The organism is Pseudoalteromonas rubra (assembly GCF_005886805.2).
Classification (GTDB): domain Bacteria; phylum Pseudomonadota; class Gammaproteobacteria; order Enterobacterales; family Alteromonadaceae; genus Pseudoalteromonas; species Pseudoalteromonas rubra_D.
In genome coordinates this window covers 553,238-573,578 of sequence record NZ_CP045429.1, presented here as the reverse complement: position 1 = coordinate 573,578, position 20,341 = coordinate 553,238, and the positions used below count along the sequence as shown (strand labels likewise).

The following is a 20,341-nucleotide window of genomic DNA, read 5'->3' as shown; positions in this document are numbered from 1 at the left end:
GACAAGGATTGAAAAGTATGCAAAAAGGTATTTCAAACATTGTTCCTGATCCGCTGGTTGTACTCAACAAGGTGCGAGCATTGCAAGACAACAGTCTTACCACACGACCTACTGTGACTATCATTGGTGCAGGTGTCGCAGGCCTCAGCGCAGCCTATGAGCTGTTGAGACTGGGGGCAAAAGTCACCCTTTTGGAGGCCGACCCTAGTCACATTGGCGGACGGGTCAGAACACTGCGAGAGTCTGACAAATTATACGCGGAGCTGGGCGCAATGCGGATCCCCACAGAGCATCACCTGACTCGTCATTACATTCGCGAAATGGGACTGAAAATGCGCCATTTCGTTCAGGAAAATGACAAGACCTTTGCCATGATCCGAGGTCAGAAAGTCCCCCGCAGTGAAGCCGGGTTCGAACAGTTAAAACAGCATTTTACCCTCAGTCCGGCGGAGCAAAAAATGTCTGCCGACAACATGTGGGAAATCGCGGTCACCGAGGTCCTCAATTCACTCAGCAGTGATGAAAAAAAGGCGCTTTATAACAGAACACTAGACAGCGAAAGGCTCAAAGCACTGGATGACATGTCATTAAAAGACGCGTTCGTTGCAGCCGGCTTAAGTCTCGATGCACTGGAATATGTCAGTGCCATTTATGGTGTATCCACACTGATGCAAACGTCCTTTTCCGAGCACCTCAGAGAAGAGCTGGAGCGCGTCTGGTTTGATGGCTTCGACGAAGTCGTTGGGGGCACCGACTTGTTACCTCGCAAGCTATTCGAAAAGATCCAGCATGGCGTGCAGTTTAAAGCGGGTGCGCGGGTAATCGCTATTGACAACCAGGCCAGTGGCGTTGCTGTCACGTACCAGCTCAGAGATCGCTCTAAACACACACTGCGTTCAGACTTTGCCATTTGTACACTGCCCTTTGGTGTGCTCGGCAAGGTAGACTTTAACCAGTCCATCAACCCGCTCAAGTCCCGGGCATTTGCACAGGTCAATTATGATTCAGCAACCAAAGTGCTTATCCGAACGAAAAACCGTTTCTGGGAACTCAACGAAGGGATTTATGGCGGCAGCACCATCTATGATGTGGGCCTGGGCCATACCTGGTTCCCGGCAGACAACGCGCAAAGCAAAGATCCTCAGGTATCGCGCTCTCCCAGTTACTTGTTGGCATCTTACACCTGGGGCCAGCATGCACGCCGGGTCGACACACTGAATAACTTCGAGCTTAAAGAGTTTATTTACACTGAGCTGAAGAAAGTGCATCCCTATATCGAACGCGACGATATTTTGAGTGTGCTGCGCTGGAGCTGGACGAACCACACCCATTCAGCAGGCGCTTACGCCTTTTTTAACCCCAGAGATCATCAGGATTATTACGCACTGATGAGTGCGCCTGAACAGCGCTTATGTTTCGCCGGGGAACATTGCTCCCTTTACCACTCATGGATCCAGGGTGCCCTGGTATCGGCGCTGGAAGCCGTCCAGTACATAAGTCAAAAAGCATAACTATTTAAGGAAAGAACATGTCTTACACTGTTGCTGAGTTTATTACGCTCAGACTAAAGCAACTTGGTTGTTATCACGTATTTGGGGTGCCCGGCACTTCATGCTCAGATTTTATTGATAGCCTGGTAGCCGACCCGGATATGCAGTTTGTGAATACAGTCAACGAGCTGGAAGCCGGCTATGCTGCTGATGGCTACGGCAGACAAGGGGCAATCGGTGCGGTATCGGTCGCGTATGGCGTTGGTACGCTCAGTATGGCAAACGGCATTGCCAGTGCCCTCACTGAACGCGTGCCATTGGCAGTGATCAATGGTGGCCCAACAGACAAAGATTTACGCCTGGAAGCAGAATATGACGTCCTCTTCTCCCACTCAACCGGATTTGGCAAAACAGACCTGAAAGTGTTTCGTAAGCTAACTCTGGGTGCAGCGGAGATCCGCACTCTGGAAGGCGCAGCAGACCGCATCGATCGTTTGTTGATCATGGCCATTGAACGCTCAGGTCCGGTTTACATCGAGATCCCACAAGATCTATGGAAGCAACCGATTGGTCATTTTTCTCCTAACCTGGCTTACAGTCCGAAGCGCTTTAAACGAGGAGCAAGACCCTTCACGCAGGCCGTCGCCGACAAACTTGCTCAAGCAAGCAATCCGGTGGTCTTGTTAGGAGCTGAGCTGGTGCGTTTTGACTTAATCGATGAGGCCATGCGATTTGTTGAAGCACAAAACTTGCCGTTTTATACCACCTTATTGTCCAAATCACTGGTTAGTGAATCTCACCCGCTGTTCTGCGGCGTTTATGATAGCGATCTGGCACCGTCCACTGTGACTCAGGGCGTTGAATCGTCAGATTGCGTCATTGCCCTCGGGTGTTTATTCGGTATTGACCATCGCTACATGGTCACCTCTCTGGGCGACAAACTGCTTCGTGTCGCATTCAATAAAGCCATGATAGGGACCGAGGTGCTGCCTAAACTGTCACTGGGCGCCTCTTTAGAGTCACTGAATCAATTACCTGAGTTGACTCACACAGATCGCCAAATCCCTACCGTAGCAGGACAAACGTACCAGGATCGCCGTGCACAATGGCAATCCAAACTGGGTGATGACCCGTATAACGGCACGCTCGGTCACGACGGCATCTTTGCTGCGATTGGTGACTTCCTGACGGAACAACCTGATCCTTATTACATCAGCCTGGACACTTGCCTGGCCAGTTTCCCAGGAGCAGATATTCCGGTACTGGATACCCAATGCTTCCTTTCAAACCCCATCTGGTTGTCAATCGGTCAGGGCACACCCGCCGCAATCGGCGCTTACTTTGCAACTGGCAAACGGCCACTGATAGTGACAGGTGATGGCGGTTTCCAAATGGTGTCGCAAGCCTTCTCGTCATTCGTCCAGAATCAGATACCTGGCATCATAGTGATCATCGACAACGGTTCGTATGCCATTGAGCAGTTCCTGATCGATGGCACTTTCTTTACTGAGCCGAACAAAGCCCCACTGGACTACGTGATGCTCAATGGCTGGAAGTACGAAAACATGCCCCATGTCTACAATGGCGGAATTGGCCTCAGGGTCACCAGTTATGATGATCTGCTGGGCGCACTGCATCACGCACATGCTCGTCCGGATCAACCCTGCGTTATTGCAGCACAGATCCCAATGAAAGATCTGCCGGCCGAAAACCGTGCTTTCTTGGGTATTTAAGCCAATCAGGTATTTATTCTTTTAATCGTTTCAAGAGGCGTTTACGCCTCTTCAGCACAAGGGTATAAGGATGACATTGTCGCGGCGTACGTTTTTAAAAAGCAGTTTCGCACTTGCAGGACTGACTGGTTGTCAGGTTGCAGCCTCTCCGTTAGTCAGGGCCTTGTTAAATCAGGAGAATAGCTATCATGCACTCTACCTGGACAAAAATCGACTGACTGAATTGCTGCCCATTCTGGCTCAGCAACTACACCTTTATCAGGATGCTGAGATCCATACACAGGCGATCCAATGTATCGCGCAACTAGAGAGTGAACACGCTATCTACACGCGCCTTAACGAACTAGTGACGCAGGACTCAATGAACCTGAATCTGATCAACATGCATCGCTATCAGGATCGTCAAATCCAGTGTATTGAGTCATTACAAGATCTCATCACTGCAGTCCCGGTAGACGGTTACATCAGTTTTGGCTTACCCAACAGCAGCTTTGATCCCATTGCTCAGTTGCCACAAGTGAGTGGTCGCAAATTGACTGTTACCCGGCCTATGCCGGCAAGTTACAGTCCCATCGCGCGATCCGATGTGATCAGTATCACCACAACCACTGAAGTAGATCAACACGCACAGGCGCTGAACGAAGACACCCATTTGCAACTGGCTGCCATTTATGACGGCCCACACTGTTACAGCCAAGGGATGTTTACCGGGATGATGTCAGGGCTGAGTCGAAAAATGACCTCTGGTGGTCACCTTGCCATGCGCCTCTATGACGTACAAAAACCTGTGCAACAGCACTTTGCGGCAGTGCTGAATGACTGGACCAATCTGTTTGAAGGGCAACCCTGGCAGCAAGCTGCCGCGCAACGCACACGACTGCGCTCCGCAACAACATGGCACCGGGAAATTGCGCAATATGGGTTCAAACTGGTCGATATGCACGCGCTGAACTCACACCAGGCGCTTCCTGAATACCTGGCTCTCTATCAAAAGGTTTCTTAATCTATGAAAAATCAGCAACACACCACTGTGTCCAGGCGTTCCTTTTTAAAAGGGACCGGACTGGGACTGGGCGCGCTGGCAACCAGCACCCCCACGTTTGCCTGGCAAAACACCATTGATGTGCATCAGGGCGTCGTCGCCACAGCCACGCTGAAAAATGCTGGCTTACAAGAACAAGCCCACATGCAGGATCAGTACATGGCACTGGCTGACACGCTGGATTTGCCGATCCGGACAGGCCATCAGGTTCTGATTGTTCTGGGTGTCGTGTCGGATAAACCATTTCCTTACAGTGTTGACAGCAAACTCCTGCATGCAAGCCTGAAGCATCTGCTGGCACAAGGGGTGAAGGCGCAGCAAATCACCATTGCTTATCGCAGTGAACACGACCTCCAGACAACCTCGTCACTGGTGGTCTCGGCAAGCAAGGCGCTGGGCAAGGCATTTAAACCGGAACATTTTGTTAATACCCTGGGCAATACACACTGGGAGACATTGACGCTCCCTCAGGGTTTACCGGCTTTACGCGTTTTGCACAGTGCTAAGCGTGCCGATCATATCGTATACCTGGGCCAGCTGACCGATCAGCATGGTCAGCCTGTCATCCCCGAACATGCCATTGCACAAACCCTGTTGGCTGCTGATGGGCTGGCTCAGTATGCCGGGCAACTGGATGATGTCACCAAAATCTCCGTGCTCAACCGCGCGGTGTTTGCCAAAGTCAGGCTAGTGGCGAACAACGCAACGCGATTTGTCGCAACCACTGATACTGCGCAGTGCGAGGAAAAATGTGTCCATCCGGGGATCCTGAATATCTCTAATGATATGACCAGCCAGGCGATATTCGCGCGTCATTACCTCAGTGCGCTGCACGATAAGACACAGGTCACAGCGCGCACTGCTCAGTCATTAGTCTGGATGCAACAAGGGAGTAGCCGCGATCCGCTGACTATCCGGTTGGTTGAATCAGCTCTGAGCCGTTCCGGTGTGGCATTGAAAAAGGTAACGCTGGGGTAACATGTGGTGTGGCTGAGCCGTTGCTCAGCCACACCTGTAGGGGGTAAACCCTTATGGGCGATAGACTCTGACGTTGGCAAAGCCATTTTCGTGCAGGATCAGGGCCTGCAACTGGCTCATCACGCCTTTATTACAATAGAGGTAGTAATCTTTGTCCTGTGGTAAATCGCCAAACTTCGTCGCGAGGCGGAAAAATGGCAAGTGGATCACTTCAATTCCCTCCAGCTCAAGTGGATCGGCATCTTCCTCTTCCGGAGAGCGAATATCAACCACCACGGCACCCGCAGGCAGATCGCTGACATTTTCAGCTTCTTTAACTTCTTCTTTTGCCTCAGCCTCAATCTCGCGAATGTCTTTCACGATGGCGTTTTCCACCACGGTATCCAGCACATCAAAGTCAAACTTGCCTTCTTCAGCTTCGATTTTTTCCAGCTTCGCTTTAACCGTCGGCTTTTTCGAGATCACACCACAGTACTCAGGCATGGACTCCGCCATTTCACAGGTGCCAATCTGGCGCGCAATGCGAATGATCTCTTCTTTATCATATTGGATCAGAGGGCGTAAGATCAGGGTTTCGGTGACACGATCAATCACATTCAGGTTTGCCAGCGTTTGACTCGACACCTGACCAATACACTCACCAGTCACTAATGCCTGAATACCAAAGCGCTCAGCAACGGCGGAACCAGCACGCATCATCATACGTTTGAGCACGACGCCCATCTGGCTGCTTTCGATGTTCTCCAAAATCTCTGCCACCACAGGTTCAAAGTCTACCGTGATAAAACGTACCTTATGCGTTGAGCTGTATTGCTTCCACAAGTAGTGACTCACCTGCTTTACACCAATCTCATGTGCCGCACCACCCAGGTTGAAGAACAAGAAGTGGGTTCTCGCGCCTTTACGGATCATCTGGTAGCTGGCCACACCCGAGTCAAAGCCACCCGACATCAGAGACAACACGTCTTCTTGTGTTGGCAATGGGAAACCACCCATACCCAAATGTTTGGTTGTGACAATATAAGCACGATCGCCTTTTACTTCAATTTTAACCGTGACCTCAGGTTTGCGTAATTGCACCCGTGCGCCCGGCACGTTCTGGTTCAAACCACCGCCGACATACCTTTCTACGTCACTGGAAGTAAAGTCATGATCCCCCTGACGTTTCACCCGAACACAGAACGTCTTATTTTCGATTTGCGGGCCCACCAAAGGCAGTGCGGTTTGATAAATGTCGTCCAGTGTTTCAAAAGTGGTTTCCTGCACTTCAAGAAACTGCACAATGCCTGGAATGCGGCCCAAACCACTGATAAACGCTTGGCGGATCTTAGGATCTTCGCTGTGCGTTACCACTGTGATGTTGTCCCAGTTATTTTTTACCGTCACTTTTTCGTCAAAGCGGCTCAGCACCAGTTTGATGTTTCGTTCGAGTACCATAGTAAAGCGTTTGCGAACCGATTTACTTTTGATCACGATTTCAGGGTGCAATTTGACGATAAATTTAAACATAGAAGTCACTCTTGGTTTGGACATGAATGCGCAATTGGCGCGCCGACAACGGGCGCGCGATTATAGCAGACTTATTAAAGACTAGGAAATATACAGAGGATAACCAGCTTTTCTGGTCTGTGGGATCAAGCTATGCTGGGTAAAGACGCATCCGCCATTGCCTGATAGTGTTGCTGTAGATGTTGGATTTTGTCCCGGCTCAGTGAGGTGGCATAGGGTTTAAACAGCATCAAGACCTTCACAATGCCATTGTAGATATCCTGTTGCTCCAATACCCCGGTCATTCTGCGGGCTTTCACGTAAGGTGTCCAAAAGCTCACCACCATTTTCAGCATGTGTGCCAGCTCATTGGCATCCTCATTGCTGATCGCGATGACTTCGGCCTGTCGCAGACCAATAACGACTGCTTTCACCTGCTCAAACAATCGCGCCTGAAACGCAATATAGTCTTTTTTAAGGACATCGTCGCGCACCAAAATATCGTTGAGGTTATCGTAGAAGAAATGATAACGCCACATCAGCTCAAACAGCGAATCGAGATACTGGGTCAACTGTTCAACGGGTTCATCATGGGCTTCTAATGGCTTGAAGTGGGTACTTAAGTGCTCACTATACAAAGCAAAAATATTGCGAATAATGTCTTCTTTATTTTTAAAATGGTAATACAGATTGCCAGGACTGATCCCCATATTAGAAGCGATGTGGTTGGTGGTGATTGTTCGCTCGCCATGTAAATTAAACAAGGCGATACTGGTACGAATAATTTTTTCCTTGGTATTCATATTCGGTTCTCTGATAACACGTAATTAATGAAGCAAGTAACCTTTCGGTTATAACGCCCAGTGAAAATAGCACTAAATGGGAATAACATTAAATTTTCATTTTGAAATCAGACCAGTGATATTGTGCCGTAAGCTTGATAATATAGAGCGAATTTGAACTTTTATGATCCAGACATGCAAGTAACCGCTTTATATCCGGGCACCTTTGATCCGCTCACCAATGGACACGCCGATTTAATCAAACGCGCGGCCAAAATGTTCGACACTGTCATTTTAGCCATCGCACATAACCCAAACAAAAAACCCTGCTTTACTTTGGATGAACGTGTTGCGTTGGCAAAAGATGTATTGGCGGAACATGACAATGTTAAAGTCATTGGCTTTAGCGGACTACTCGTCGACCTGGCCCGTCAGCAACAAGCCAATGTGCTGATCCGTGGGATCAGAGCGGTTTCTGATTTCGATTATGAATTTCAGCTGGCAAACATGAATCGTCGCTTATTTCCTGAATTGGAAAGTGTGTTTCTGACGCCTTCTGAGAAAAACTCTTTTATCTCTTCTACACTGGTCAAAGAAGTCGCTTTACATCATGGTGATGTCAGCGAATTTGTCAGCCCATTAGTGGCTAAAGCTCTAGAGGAAAAATTACACGGATGATGCGCTCCTGTTTTATGTTAAGCAGTCTGGCACTGGCCTCAGCATCTGCCTATTCTGCTCCCTGGATTGATGCCGGGCAAAGCCATCTTAAGCATTCGATTGACTTGCTTGTCAGCGCAGGCGTGATTCAACGCCCAGTTAACCAGTACCCTTTGATGTGGAATGGCCTGGTGGATGATCTGGCCAAAGCAGATCCGGCTCAGCTGCCCGAAGATGCTCAGTTTGCGCTGCAACATGTAAACCATGCCTTGGATCAGGCCAAGAATGACAAGCACTCAGGCATAGTCACGCATTATGGTGATGAACAAACGATGCCGGCGGGGTTTGGTCAGCAATCCCGCTCTCGCGGCGGGGTTAGCAGTTATGGTCAGATCACCGGCAGCAATGTCAGTGCACGCGTACAAGTTAACTATGCCGAAGACCCACAAGACGGCAAAAAGGTCAATCATCATGGCAGCCATCTGGCAGTGTTGCTGGGAGACTGGGCGTTTAGCGCAGAGCGACTCGATTACTGGTGGGGTCCGGGTAATGAAAACGCCTTGTTACTCTCTAATAACGCGGCCCCGATGAAAGCGTTGCGTATCAGCCGGGCCAATACCAATTACAGCGGCCCAAGCTTCTTATCATTTATTGGCCCCTGGCAAATTACCGCAATCGCAGCAAAGCAGCGTCCGCAGTTAGCTGACGCCAGCGAAAAAGACTTCTGGGGCGTCAGAGTGTCGGCCTTTCCTTTACCGGGATTGGAAGTATCTTATGCCACCACAGCCAGCGATTTCGTATACCGAACAGACCCGGAGGATAAAACTCAGAACCAGCAACGCCTGAGCAGCATGGATGTCAAATACGCCTCACGTATTGCAGGTGTGCCTGTGGCTTTCTACGGTGAAGTAAGTGGCGACAATGACCAAGGGGCGCTACCAGACAATGGGGCTTTCACCTTAGGCGCAGAAGCTTTCTGGAGCACATCAGAATATCGCATTAAATCCTATCTTGAATACAGTGATACAGAAACGGATTGCCAGGCTCAGCAAGCCAGTTTTCAGTGTGACTTTGCCACCACTGGCAAAGGCGCTGATTACCGCGAACGGGGCCGCTGGCTGGGTGCACACATGGGACCACAGGCAACCTCTGTCAGCTTAGGCGCAAACTATTACGGTATGGGCGGCATAGGCGGTTACGCCAAGCTAAAACGACTAGAATTTGAGACGCTCAATCTCGATCGGGATTTAATTCAGGTTGGTTATCAACAAGGTCTGTTTAGCGGCTTGCTAAAGTTGGATTTGGCGTATTGGCGTGATAAAGGTACGACCGATTCAAACAACGAAACGTCAGCATCCGTCAGTTGGGAGTATCGATTCTAAGCTTTTTCCGCCCGATCCTATTCGGGCGGTACCAACGCTTGTCATCACGCTTTTTGTGCCGTATACGGTTGCGGATAAAACAAACGATACAATGCTAAAAAATCACGATTCGTTATCAGAGCCCCCACCATCACAAAGTCTGCACTGATCACTGTCCACGAATAAATGTACCACAACAGCCAGGGATCCATCGTACCAAGTATGTAGGAGTCCACGTACATCATGAAAAACATCGAGGCATTTATGCTTAGCGCTAGCACGCAATAAAAAAAAGCGGGTTGCAGCGGTGCATGCCTGAACCACCTATACCGGGCAATGAACAAAGCCACCACGGTCAGGACATCATAACTCGCCCAGTAGATAAAATCGCTGGCGACCATGTCGATAGACATAAAAAGATCGCTCAGGCTGTACGACAACGATAGGATCAGAGAAGCAGACAGAACTTGCTTGTTAATGTTTATACCCAGTACTGCCAGCCCGGCACTGAGCAAAAAAGCCATATAAAAGCCCCAGAGCACCATGGCACCGGTACTTAAGCCAAAATAATCAAATATCATAAGTATCGCTGTTTTGTGGTTTGTGCGAACATAGACCAAGCCATTTAATACAAATTTGCTTAATTAAGTGAAATTGGTATAAGACTTCGTCAAGTATTTCAAACTCTTATTGTGTGGCGCTACTCTATCAAACACTGCCACACTTTGACCAGCTTTGTGGGAGGACTTTACTGACTTTGAGTGCCATGGCTAACAAACGATCCCTGGTGCAGATGGGCGCAGAAATGAAAAAAGTGCCCGCAAGACACTTTCGCTAAATCAATGTTCTGTCACTCACGCCACAAACTGACAGGGTATACGTGCAGGTTCTGCAACCTGTAACATGTATTCCATAGCCACTTCATCGCAGTTGTTTTTACGCAAACACAGTTCACAGTCTTTCATGACTTTTTCGGGCAGGCTGTCTTTGTTACACCCACTGAACCCTTGCTTATCAAAAAAACCTGGCACCCGGGTCAGCACAATGACACGCTTTAACGCCAGACGCTTGGCTTTGGCAAGCAGGTGCGCTACAAGCAGCTGCCCCTGTCCTTTTACTGGTATCGACGGGTCGACGCCCAGGGAGCGGATCTCAGCCAACCCCGTATCGTAAATATAAAGCGATGCACAACCGGTGACCTTGCCATCGACCTCAGTCACAGCAAACTCATTGATACTGTGGATCATGTCACTTTTGGCACGCGGTAGGTTTTCGCCCACTTTGGCCCAGTACTGGATCAACCCTGCGATGGCCTCTACATCGTTTAAAGAGGCATCACGCACCGTGATTCGCTGTTTTTTTTTCGCCACACCGATGGCCGCAGAAACCTGAGTCACCGACGTACCACCTTTCGCACTGCGTGCTGCAATACAGGCATCAAGTTGTAATACCGGATAAACATCCTGCTCAATGTGCGGACACACCGACTGAAACTGTGCAAGACTAAGATCTTCAAGGTTTTTTTGTTCACTCAGCGCCAGCTGTACCAATTGACCCACAATATGATGGCCTTCACGGAAAGGGATCCCCTTTGCAACCAGATAATCGGCCAGCTCTGTGGCATTGGCATGACCACCTTGTGCCGCCTGTTTGGTTTTATCGGCGTTTACCTTCACACTTTCAATGCAAGACTGCGCCATATGCAGTGCCGCCAGCCAGGTTGGCATGGCGTCGAACACCCCTTCTTTGTCTTCCTGCATATCCTTGTTATAAGCCAGTGGCAAGGCTTTCAACGTCATCATCATGGCGCTGAAGGCCCCAAATACACGCCCCGTTTTGCCCCGAATAAGCTCCAGTGCATCGGGATTTTTCTTCTGTGGCATTAAAGAGGAGCCGGATGTCACATTGTCACCGAGGTCAATAAAGCCCGCCTCGCCGGAGTTATAAAAAATCATATCCTCGGCCAGACGTGACAGGTGCAGCATAGAGATCGAGGCACAACTCAGCAACTCCAGGACAAAGTCCCGATCTGACACGGCATCTAAGCTATTGCGGGTGGCACAGTTGAACTCCAGCTCAGCAGCCAGCCGTTCTCTGTCGATAGCATAGGCTGTGCCTGCCAGCGCCCCACTGCCAAGTGGACATTCATTCAACCGTGTTATGGCATCTTGCAGGCGCGACGTATCGCGCTCCAGCATTTCCACATAGGCCATGCACCAGTGACTGAACAGCACAGGTTGTGCCCGCTGCAAGTGGGTATAACCTGGTAAAATAGTGCCCAGCTCACGCTCTGCCAATGCAACGAAAGCCGTTTTTAACGTCGTCAGTGCGTCCAGGATTTTGTAACCACTATCACGGCACCATAAGCGAAAGTCGGTGGCCACCTGATCATTACGACTACGACCTGTGTGTAACTTTTTACCCAGATCGCCGACTTTTTCAATCAGGCGCGCCTCGACATAAGAATGAATGTCTTCATAGCCGGCCGTAGCAATGGCACGCGGATCAGCACTGGCTTCCTCGAGTAGCGCCTGCAACGCCGCGACCAGTTGGGCATGCTCATCGCCAGTCAGGACCTGAACCTGCTTAAGTGCCCCAGCCCAGGCAATCGAACCAACAATATCCTGCTCAGCCAGCTGATAATCGAACGGCAAGGAATCATTAAATTGTTTGAAGGCCTCATCCGGCCCAGACGAAAAGCGCCCACCCCACAATGCCATGTTACTTTACTCCTCTGGTTACCTTTACTTGACTGACTTTTGTTTGTTCAATGCCGCAATACGGCTGGACAAAGAGAACAGGCGAATAAAACCTTCGGCATGAGACTGATTGTACACATCGTCTTCGCCAAAGGTTGCAAAGTCCTCACTATATAGGCTGTTCACAGAACGTTTTTGCACGGCACTGACCTGTCCTTTGTATAGCTTCAGTACCACTTCACCCGTCGCAACCTGGGCCAGAGATTGCGCCGCAGCCAACAGAGAATCTTTCAACGGCGTAAACCAGCGCCCGTCATATACCAAGTGGGCAAATTCATTGGCGACTGTTTCTTTCCATTTGCGACTCGCTTTATCCAGCACCAGCTCATCAATAGCCTGTAATGCGGCCACCATTACTGTGCCTCCCGGCGTTTCATAACAACCCCGTGACTTCATACCCACCAGGCGGTTTTCGACAATATCAATTCGCCCCACGCCATGCTTTGCAGCAATTTCATTGAGCGTGAGCAAACAGTGATAGGGAGTCAGGACTTGACCATTAACCGCCACCACCTGCCCAGACTCAATTTGCACACTCACCAGCTCGGCTTCATTGGGTGCCTGCTCAGGCGAAGCCGTCCAGGTCCAGACCTGATCACTCGGTTGATTCCAGGGATCTTCCAGTTCGCCTCCCTCATGGGAAATATGCCAGGCATTGGCATCACGGCTATAAATTTTAGTTGCAGAAGCTGCACACGGAATATTGCGTTCAGCCAGATAATCCAGCAAAGACTCACGACTGGACAGAGACCACTCACGCCATGGCGCAATCACTGCCAGATCGGGTGCTAGTGCGGCAAAACAGGACTCAAACCGCACCTGATCATTGCCTTTACCCGTACAGCCATGAGACAGTGCATCCGCGCCCACTTTGCGCGCAATTTCTACCTGTGCCTTAGCAATAATAGGTCGAGCCATTGAAGTACCCAGTAAATAGGTACCCTCGTACACCGCACCACTTTGTAAAGTAGGATAAATATACTCACTGACCAGTTCAGCTTTGAGATCAACGATATGACATTCACTGGCCCCCGACGCCAGGGCTTTCTCTTCCACGCCCTGAAGCTCCTCATCACCCTGGCCCACATCGGCTACAAACGCGACCACTTCACAGCCATAGTTTTCTTTTAACCAGGGCACAATCGCTGAGGTATCCAGACCACCGGAATAAGCCAGCACTACTTTTTTAATGTTTTCCATAATATTTACCTTAATACTTAAATCGATTGGCTCAGACGATCTGTTTGTTCATGAGCGCGAGTAACAGGGCATTTTGCGCATGCATGCGGTTCTCAGCCTGTTGCAGGATCCGTGCTTTAGGCCCGTCCATCACCTCAGACGTGATCTCATAACCACGGTGAGCAGGCTGGCAATGCAGTACCGTGCTGGCCCCGGTCTGTTCGAGTAATGTTTGATTGAGCTGATACGGCATAAAGGTCGCTTTCGCCTGTTCCAGTGAGGTATCACTCCCCATAGACACCCAGGTATCTGTGTACAACACATTGGCACCTGCCGCCGCTTCGATACGATCGCTGATCAGCACCGATGCCCCGTTTACCGCCGCAATTTGCTCTGCCTGCTTAACAATCTGGGCATCAGGAGAGTGTCCTTTGGGACAAACCGCAACAAAATCGGCCCCCAGAGTCGCGGCCAGCAATAATAATGACTGGCAAACATTGTTGCCTTCGCCCAGGTAGGCCAGCTTGATCTGGCTAACATCGCCAAACACCTCCTGCAACGTCAAAAAATCGGCCAGCGCCTGACAAGGGTGATACAAATCACAGAGACTATTCACCACCGGGATATCAGAGTATTCAGCCAGCACCTCTAAAGTGTGATGAGACGAAACACGAGCGACCAGTGCATCTGCCCAGGTGGCGATGTTCAATGCAAAGTCCTGCACAGACTCACGGCTGCCCATAGCACCGTTTTGCTGATCCAGATAAACGGCGTGTCCTCCGAGTTTGTTGATCCCAATATCAAATGACAAACGGGTTCTGAGGCTGGGCTTTTCAAATAAAGTGACCACAGATTTACCCGCCAGTGCGTGGGCAAATTCCTGCGGCTGTTGTTTAATGTCACTTGCAAGCGCAAGCAGTTTTAGGATCTGGCTTTTATCCAACTCTAGACCAGTAATAAAATGACTCGACATAAGGCTTCCTACGGTAGAATATGGGTTCCGACGTGCTGGCCCTCAATCAGGGCAAGCAGGTTATCTGGCTTCTGCCAGCTTGAGATATACACCCCACGTCGTAAATGTCGGGCAGCGTGAAGACTGGTCTTAACTTTGACCTCCATCCCGCCCACAATCACCTTCTGTGCTATCAGTTGTTCTATCTGGTCACTGTTGAGTTGCGCTAATGGCTGACCTGTGCCATCCAGCACAGCTTCAACATCCGTCATAAAAATCAGCTCACCACCGAGTTGATGTGCCAGCGCAGCTGCTGCTTCATCCGCATTGACATTAAACAGCGCGCCGTCTGCACCAATGCCAATCGAGCTAACTAAGGGGATTCTTCCAGCAGCCAGCAGCTCGGGGATCAGGCTTTCGTGCGCTGCTTCACAGGTGCCAACCTGCCCCAACGCCTTGAGTTTCTGCGTAGTCAGCAGGCCTGCTTCGTATAAACTGATCCCTGCCGGCACCAGACCCGCTGTAATTGCCTGTGCCATTAACTGTTTGTTTGCGCACCCAGCTAATGCACCGACTATGTAAGGCATCTGCTCTTTGGGACTGATCCGCAGCCCCTGATGTTTAGCGGTCGCAAACCCGGCATCACTGAGCCAGCGGTCTACTAATGCACCACCGCCATGCACTACTACAAAGTTGTCTTTATCACCTTGCTGAGCCAGTGATTTCAGCGCGATAAATAAATCATGCGCGGCGTGCTCTGAATTCAGCACAGCACCACCAAGTTTGATCACCCAGGTTTTTTTATCTGTCATGAATTACCCCATCAACCCTTGTTCATGCGGATACTGACTGGCCAGATTCATACATTGCAGCGCCTGTCCTGCCGCACCTTTCAATAAATTATCTATGGCCACTGTGACAATCAGTTGTTGCCCCTGTTGTTGCCAGCCAATATCGACAAAGGCCCGGTTTGCCACCCCTTTGATAGAAGGCAGCGCATCACCTTTAAGCCGGATCAATGGCTCGTCTGCCAGCACCTGATAGGCCTGTGCTACCTGATGTGCAGATACACCTGGCTTGAGCGAAACATAAATAGTTTCGAGGATCCCACGGGGGAAATTTCCCAGGTGTGGCGTAAACAAAACGGGATGCGCAAGATAGCGCTCAATTTCAGGTGTATGTCTGTGATTAAACAAACCATAGGGCGCCAGAGAAACTTCACAAAAATGCGTTGTGAGGCTCGCTTTACGCCCGGCACCCGTGACGCCTGAGACCGCATTAATAATAATGGTGTCATCGCTTAGTAAATCGGCCTGTTTAAGAGGTTTCAGCGCATTTAATGCGGCGGTTGGATAGCAGCCGGGCACAGCCACCAGCTGGGCCTCGCTCAAAACGTCACCGTACCATTCAACCAGACCATACTGTGCTTTATCGAGCCACTGCGAATAAGGGTGGCTAAATCCATAATATTGTTCGTAATCAGCACTGCTTTTGAGCCGGTAAGCACCGGACAGGTCGAAGACCTTTTTACCCATGGCAAGAAAAGTCTGGGCAAGCTCAACGCTTACCTTGTGATCGGTACAAAGGCAGACATAGTCGACATCACTGTCGGCTATGTCTGCAAACGTCTCATCCGTCAAAGGGAGCAGGGAGACATCAAGTAAACCTGTATGTTCAGGATATAACTCACTCAGATACTTCCCTTTATCTAAACTCTGTGCGGACACATAACAGCCACTGAGGTGCAAACCCGGATGACGGGCCACCAAACTGGCCAACTCTGCGCCGCTATATCCGCTGGCGCCAACAATTGCTACGTTAAACATCGATAACTCTTATAAATTAGTAAACACAAAGACCATATAAATCTGCTATTGATGATGTTATCGTCGCATTGTTGCACCCTCTATATTTATGCTAAAAAAATGAATTGATATTCACCTTACATACATATAGATTTTTATGCAACAGGTTTGAATAAATATTTTAGGATAAATACATGCCACTTCCCGACTTTAAAACTATGTACAGCGAGCTCATCGCCCGCCCCTCAGTCAGTGCGCTCGATCCCAGTCTTAATCAAAGTAACCGCGCAGTCATTGAGCTGCTTGCACATTGGTGTGAACAACTGGGCTTTAGTACCGAAATCACCGAGCTACACAGCGCACCCGGTAAATTCAATCTGCTCGCCCGCAAGTGCCCGCCCGGTATGGCAGAACAAGCAGGGGGGCTGATGCTGGCCGGACACACAGATACGGTGCCCTTTGACGACAGCTGCTGGAATTTTGACCCTTTCCAGCTCAGTGAAAAAGACAATCGCTTGTATGGCTTAGGCAGCATTGACATGAAGGGCTTTTTTGCCTTTGTGTTGAAAGCACTGGAGGAGCTGCAAGAAGTACAGCAAAGTGCTCCGGTGATGATCCTGGCCACCGCAGATGAAGAGATCACCATGGCAGGTGCACAAGAAATCGCGCGCCACGCAAACCTCAAACCGGCACGCTGTATTATCGGTGAACCAACCGATATGGTGCCGGTTTATACGCACAAAGGGCACATGTCTTCGGCCATTCGGATCACCGGTCGATCTGGCCATAGCTCAGATCCCGAACGAGGTCTCAATGCCATTGAAGTCATGCAGCAAGTGATTACCAATCTGTTACAACTAAAAGAAGATTTAAAGAATAAATATTCACTATCTGATTTCGTCATTCCCTACCCTACCTTGAATTTAGGTCATATTCATGGAGGTGACAATGCCAACCGCATTTGCGGCTGTTGCGAGTTACATATCGACCTGCGTCCACTGCCCGGACTCAGCATTACCGAGCTGCAGGCCTTATTAATGCAGGCTGTAGCCCCTATCAATGAGCGCTATCCAGATAGCGTGTCTGTCATAGATCTGCATGACCCCATTCCCGCATTTCATGGCACCCGGGATTGCGCACTGGTGAAGCTGGCTGAAAAAATTTCAGGTCAACAGGCCGTTGCCGTGAATTACTGTACAGAAGCGCCCTTTTTACAGCAGCTTGGATGCGAGACCATTGTCATGGGACCGGGCTCAATTGCTCAGGCACATCAGCCAGATGAATATCTCGCAATGGAAAAAATCAAACCCAGTCAGCAAATTCTGACTGAATTAATCCGCCAACAATGCTTTAGCTGAATCATTCAGCTCCCGTGTAATAAGGTGTAATTTGCACAAAACTCAACCAGACACTATACCTGAACAGATGTAACACAAGATCGGTAACGGCCTGTCAATATGCGCCCCGTCAAGCGCAACAGGTCGCCATCCGTGAAGGTGTGCCCATTTGCGCGGTATGGTCCGCCATGGATGCACCTAGGGCCGTTCGGGGCCATCGACTGTCAGCATAGGACGCCGCAGTATCTGTCTACTGACAAGGAAGGGGCAAAAGATGTGCAATCTACTCTCTTATTATCACAATCCAGATAGTATCTGCTATGTGTTTAGCCGTGCTTGTCTCGGCAGGCATATCGCTGTCAGTTACGTTTGTCTCCCTCCTTTGATGCGTGCCGCTCGCAGATTTTTCTCATTACACTATCAGGGGCAAACTTATGTACAGACTGAGCGACTTTTATCGCCTCAGTGCCGCACTGACTGGCTACCAAGAAGTCGAGTTACAAGGCACGGGCGTCGGTCCGGTTTACTGTCAGACACTCAGTAAATGGGTCCGTCAGGACGTAATTGAAGCACTTTACGCTCAGGCAGAGCAGATTGGTGCACTCGACAATGATACCAATCAGGCGCGCTTTTACGACCAGATCTGGAATAGTGCCAAACTCGGGCCCGTTGCCAGAAACATCATCAAGATGTGGTACCTCTCCATCTGGTATCAGCTGCCAGCTGACTGGAATGCCCTCTATGGAGTCGATGACTTCAGCGCCGATAAACCGCCCGTTGAAGACTATGTGATTTCAAGCAATGCCTATATTCAGGGCCTGGTCTGGAATGCGTTGGGCAGTCACCCTATGGGTGCCAAGCAGCCTGGATATGGTACCTGGGCCTTCCCCGGGCACACAGCAAAAACACATAACCTGGATTAAGGAGCCAAACATGACACATCATCATAACGACTACGACGTCGTCATCGTCGGTGCCGGTATTGCAGGTGCCATTATGGCTAAACAACTGGGTGAACAAGGCAAACAAGTCTTGATCTTAGAAGCCGGTACAGGCACTGACGGGCGTTTCTTCGATCAGGGTAAAGAGCAGGGCTATGAATCCTACATGGAGCGCTTTTTCACAGCCATGGCCAAAATCCCAAATGCGCCCTATCCTAATAACCCCAATGCCCCTCAACCCTTAGTGACAGATATTCAGAAACCACCGCTCGATAAACCCGTTAGCGACCATGGGTATTTTGTCCAGTATGGCCCGGATCCCTTTGCCAGCACCTACACCCGCAGCGAAGGCGGCACGACTTTACACTGGCTGGGCACCTGTTTGCGTATGCTGCCCGAAGACTTTGAACTACAAAGCCGGTTCGGTCGGGGCCGGGATTGGCCAATCAGCTATCAGGAATTACAACCCTGGTACGAAATAGCAGAGCAGCATATTGGGGTCTCGGCAAATGCCGACGTGCAAAACTATCATCAAATTGACAATCCCAGTGTGCAGCTGCCATTTGAAGAAAATTACAATTACCCGATGGAGCAAATACCACAAAGTTTTCTTGATCAGTACCTCGCCAAAGGGCTTCAGGGTATGCAAGTTAACATTGATAATCAAACCTACCCCATTGATGTGGTTGCCACACCACAAGGGCGCAACGGCATGCCACGCGGGGATTATCGCCCGGTGGGAGCTGTCGGTAACCCTGACCTTGGCCAGCGCTGCGCAGGTAACTCAAACTGTGTGCCCATTTGCCCTATTCAGGCTAAATATTCTGCCTTAAAAACACTGGAACAGGCCAAACAGACCGGCAATGTGACCATAGAAACACAGGCCGTGGCCTATCACCTGGCCGTAGATGACAACACCCAGAACATCTCCAAAGTGCACTACAAGCGCTACCACTCTTCAGATTCTGCAGCTTTCGAAGATAAAGCCGTGACAGGCAAAATCGTGGTCCTCGCTGCCCATGCCGTCGAAAATGCCAAACTCCTGTTGGCTTCCAATGTTGCGAACTCCAGTGATCAGGTTGGTCGCAATCTGATGGACCATCCAACTATGCTGACCTGGGGTCTGATGCCGTGCAAAATTGGCGCATTCCGGGGACCTGGTTCGACCTCCGGGATCCCGTCGCTGCGCGGTGGCGCATTTCGTGCCGATCAAGCTGCATTTCGCATTGAGATAGGCAACTGGGGCTGGAGCTGGCCGGAAGGCGCCCCCATTGCCACAGTACCTGATCTGATCGACAAACACGGGTTGTTTGGCCCGGCGCTGCGGCACAAAATCGCAGAGGAATACCCGCGCATGTTCCGCTTTGGTTTTTTGGTCGAGCAGTTACCGGATCCTGATAACCGCGTCACCATAGACGATCAATACCGGGATCAGCTGGGCAACTATCGGCCCGTTATCCATTACAAAGTGACAGACTACACCCGCGCCGGTATGGCACAGGCCAAAGAAGTGTCGGATGCCATTTTCCAGCGGCTCGGTGTTGAACCCTTCACCCAATACAAAACCAGCGATCCGGGCTATGTGCAATATCAGGGCAAAGGCTATGTCTACAACGGTGCCGGACACCTGGTCGGGACACACCTGATGGGTAAGGACCCGAAAGACTCTGTGGTTAATCGCGACCAGCGCAGCTGGGATCACCCCAACCTCTACCTGGTTGGCTGCGGCAATATGCCCACCATTGCGACCAGTAATCCAACTTTGACCATGGCAGCATTGACCTTCTGGGCTGCTGACAACGTGTTAAACGCACTCGACCAGTATTGAGGAGGGACC

Annotated in this window: 17 protein-coding genes; 9 read left to right on the top strand and 8 right to left on the bottom strand. The window is 50.1% G+C overall.

All coding sequences use genetic code 11. The features are described 5' to 3' along the window. Nucleotides 1-17 precede the first annotated feature (17 nt). From CWC22_RS02530 to CWC22_RS02515, 4 genes are all read left to right on the top strand, one after another. Nucleotides 18-1,511, top strand: a complete 1,494-nt coding sequence (locus CWC22_RS02530) for a flavin monoamine oxidase family protein (RefSeq protein ID WP_138536761.1) — start codon at nucleotides 18-20, stop codon at nucleotides 1,509-1,511. Between the two features lie 17 nt (nucleotides 1,512-1,528). Next, a complete protein-coding gene (locus CWC22_RS02525) occupies nucleotides 1,529-3,223 on the top strand; it encodes a thiamine pyrophosphate-binding protein (RefSeq protein ID WP_138536759.1) in 1,695 nt (564 codons plus the stop codon). 70 nt (nucleotides 3,224-3,293) lie between these two features. Next, entirely contained in the window at nucleotides 3,294-4,226 is a 933-nt protein-coding gene (locus tag CWC22_RS02520; protein ID WP_138536757.1) for a hypothetical protein, read from the top strand. A 3-nt stretch (nucleotides 4,227-4,229) separates the two neighbouring features. Continuing rightward, nucleotides 4,230-5,243 (top strand): twin-arginine translocation signal domain-containing protein, encoded by a 1,014-nt coding sequence (locus tag CWC22_RS02515; protein ID WP_138536755.1) that lies wholly within the window; start codon nucleotides 4,230-4,232, stop codon nucleotides 5,241-5,243. A 51-nt stretch (nucleotides 5,244-5,294) separates the two neighbouring features. Here CWC22_RS02515 and thiI read toward each other — a convergent pair whose 3' ends face one another. Next, nucleotides 5,295-6,752, bottom strand: a complete 1,458-nt coding sequence (gene thiI / locus CWC22_RS02510; RefSeq protein ID WP_138536753.1) for a tRNA uracil 4-sulfurtransferase ThiI — start codon at nucleotides 6,750-6,752, stop codon at nucleotides 5,295-5,297. A gap of 125 nt (nucleotides 6,753-6,877) precedes the next feature. After that, a complete protein-coding gene (locus CWC22_RS02505; protein ID WP_125558398.1) occupies nucleotides 6,878-7,534 on the bottom strand; it encodes a TetR/AcrR family transcriptional regulator in 657 nt (218 codons plus the stop codon). A 174-nt stretch (nucleotides 7,535-7,708) separates the two neighbouring features. Here CWC22_RS02505 and coaD point away from each other — a divergent pair, with 174 nt between their 5' ends. Further along, nucleotides 7,709-8,191 carry a pantetheine-phosphate adenylyltransferase gene (coaD, locus tag CWC22_RS02500; RefSeq protein WP_138536836.1) on the top strand — a complete coding sequence of 161 codons (483 nt, stop codon included), beginning with the start codon at nucleotides 7,709-7,711 and terminating at the stop codon, nucleotides 8,189-8,191. After that, the gene (locus CWC22_RS02495) at nucleotides 8,188-9,552 is read left to right on the top strand and encodes a capsule assembly Wzi family protein (RefSeq protein WP_138536751.1); all 1,365 of its coding nucleotides are present in this window, start codon (nucleotides 8,188-8,190) and stop codon (nucleotides 9,550-9,552) included. The genes coaD and CWC22_RS02495 overlap by 4 nt, the downstream gene beginning before the upstream one ends. 44 nt (nucleotides 9,553-9,596) lie before the next feature. Here the strand turns inward: CWC22_RS02495 and CWC22_RS02490 are convergent, their stop codons facing one another. The 6 genes from CWC22_RS02490 to argC all read right to left on the bottom strand — a co-directional run bounded on the left by CWC22_RS02490 (nucleotide 9,597) and on the right by argC (nucleotide 16,247). Further along, entirely contained in the window at nucleotides 9,597-10,112 is a 516-nt protein-coding gene (locus CWC22_RS02490; RefSeq protein ID WP_125558404.1) for a hypothetical protein, read from the bottom strand. Nucleotides 10,113-10,385: 273 nt separating this feature from the next. After that, nucleotides 10,386-12,251: an argininosuccinate lyase gene (argH, locus tag CWC22_RS02485; RefSeq protein ID WP_138536749.1), complete on the bottom strand. Its 1,866-nt coding sequence runs from the start codon at nucleotides 12,249-12,251 to the stop codon at nucleotides 10,386-10,388. Nucleotides 12,252-12,275: 24 nt separating this feature from the next. Continuing rightward, nucleotides 12,276-13,490 carry an argininosuccinate synthase gene (locus tag CWC22_RS02480; RefSeq protein ID WP_138536747.1) on the bottom strand — a complete coding sequence of 405 codons (1,215 nt, stop codon included), beginning with the start codon at nucleotides 13,488-13,490 and terminating at the stop codon, nucleotides 12,276-12,278. 31 nt (nucleotides 13,491-13,521) lie between these two features. Then, complete coding sequence (locus CWC22_RS02475) at nucleotides 13,522-14,442, bottom strand: ornithine carbamoyltransferase (protein WP_010383340.1); 921 nt, start codon at nucleotides 14,440-14,442, stop codon at nucleotides 13,522-13,524. Nucleotides 14,443-14,450: 8 nt separating this feature from the next. Further along, a complete protein-coding gene (argB, locus tag CWC22_RS02470; RefSeq protein ID WP_125558412.1) occupies nucleotides 14,451-15,233 on the bottom strand; it encodes an acetylglutamate kinase in 783 nt (260 codons plus the stop codon). 3 nt (nucleotides 15,234-15,236) lie between these two features. Then, a complete protein-coding gene (gene argC, locus CWC22_RS02465; protein ID WP_138536745.1) occupies nucleotides 15,237-16,247 on the bottom strand; it encodes an N-acetyl-gamma-glutamyl-phosphate reductase in 1,011 nt (336 codons plus the stop codon). A 173-nt stretch (nucleotides 16,248-16,420) separates the two neighbouring features. On the opposite strand from argC, the gene argE reads away from it, so the two are divergent. The 3 genes from argE (at nucleotide 16,421) to CWC22_RS02450 (ending at nucleotide 20,332) form a co-directional block, all read left to right on the top strand. Further along, a complete protein-coding gene (argE, locus tag CWC22_RS02460; RefSeq protein ID WP_138536743.1) occupies nucleotides 16,421-17,584 on the top strand; it encodes an acetylornithine deacetylase in 1,164 nt (387 codons plus the stop codon). A gap of 413 nt (nucleotides 17,585-17,997) precedes the next feature. Continuing rightward, entirely contained in the window at nucleotides 17,998-18,486 is a 489-nt protein-coding gene (locus CWC22_RS02455; RefSeq protein WP_138536741.1) for a hypothetical protein, read from the top strand. 10 nt (nucleotides 18,487-18,496) lie between these two features. Further along, nucleotides 18,497-20,332, top strand: a complete 1,836-nt coding sequence (locus CWC22_RS02450; RefSeq protein ID WP_138536739.1) for a GMC family oxidoreductase — start codon at nucleotides 18,497-18,499, stop codon at nucleotides 20,330-20,332. The last annotated feature ends 9 nt before the right edge of the window (nucleotides 20,333-20,341 follow it).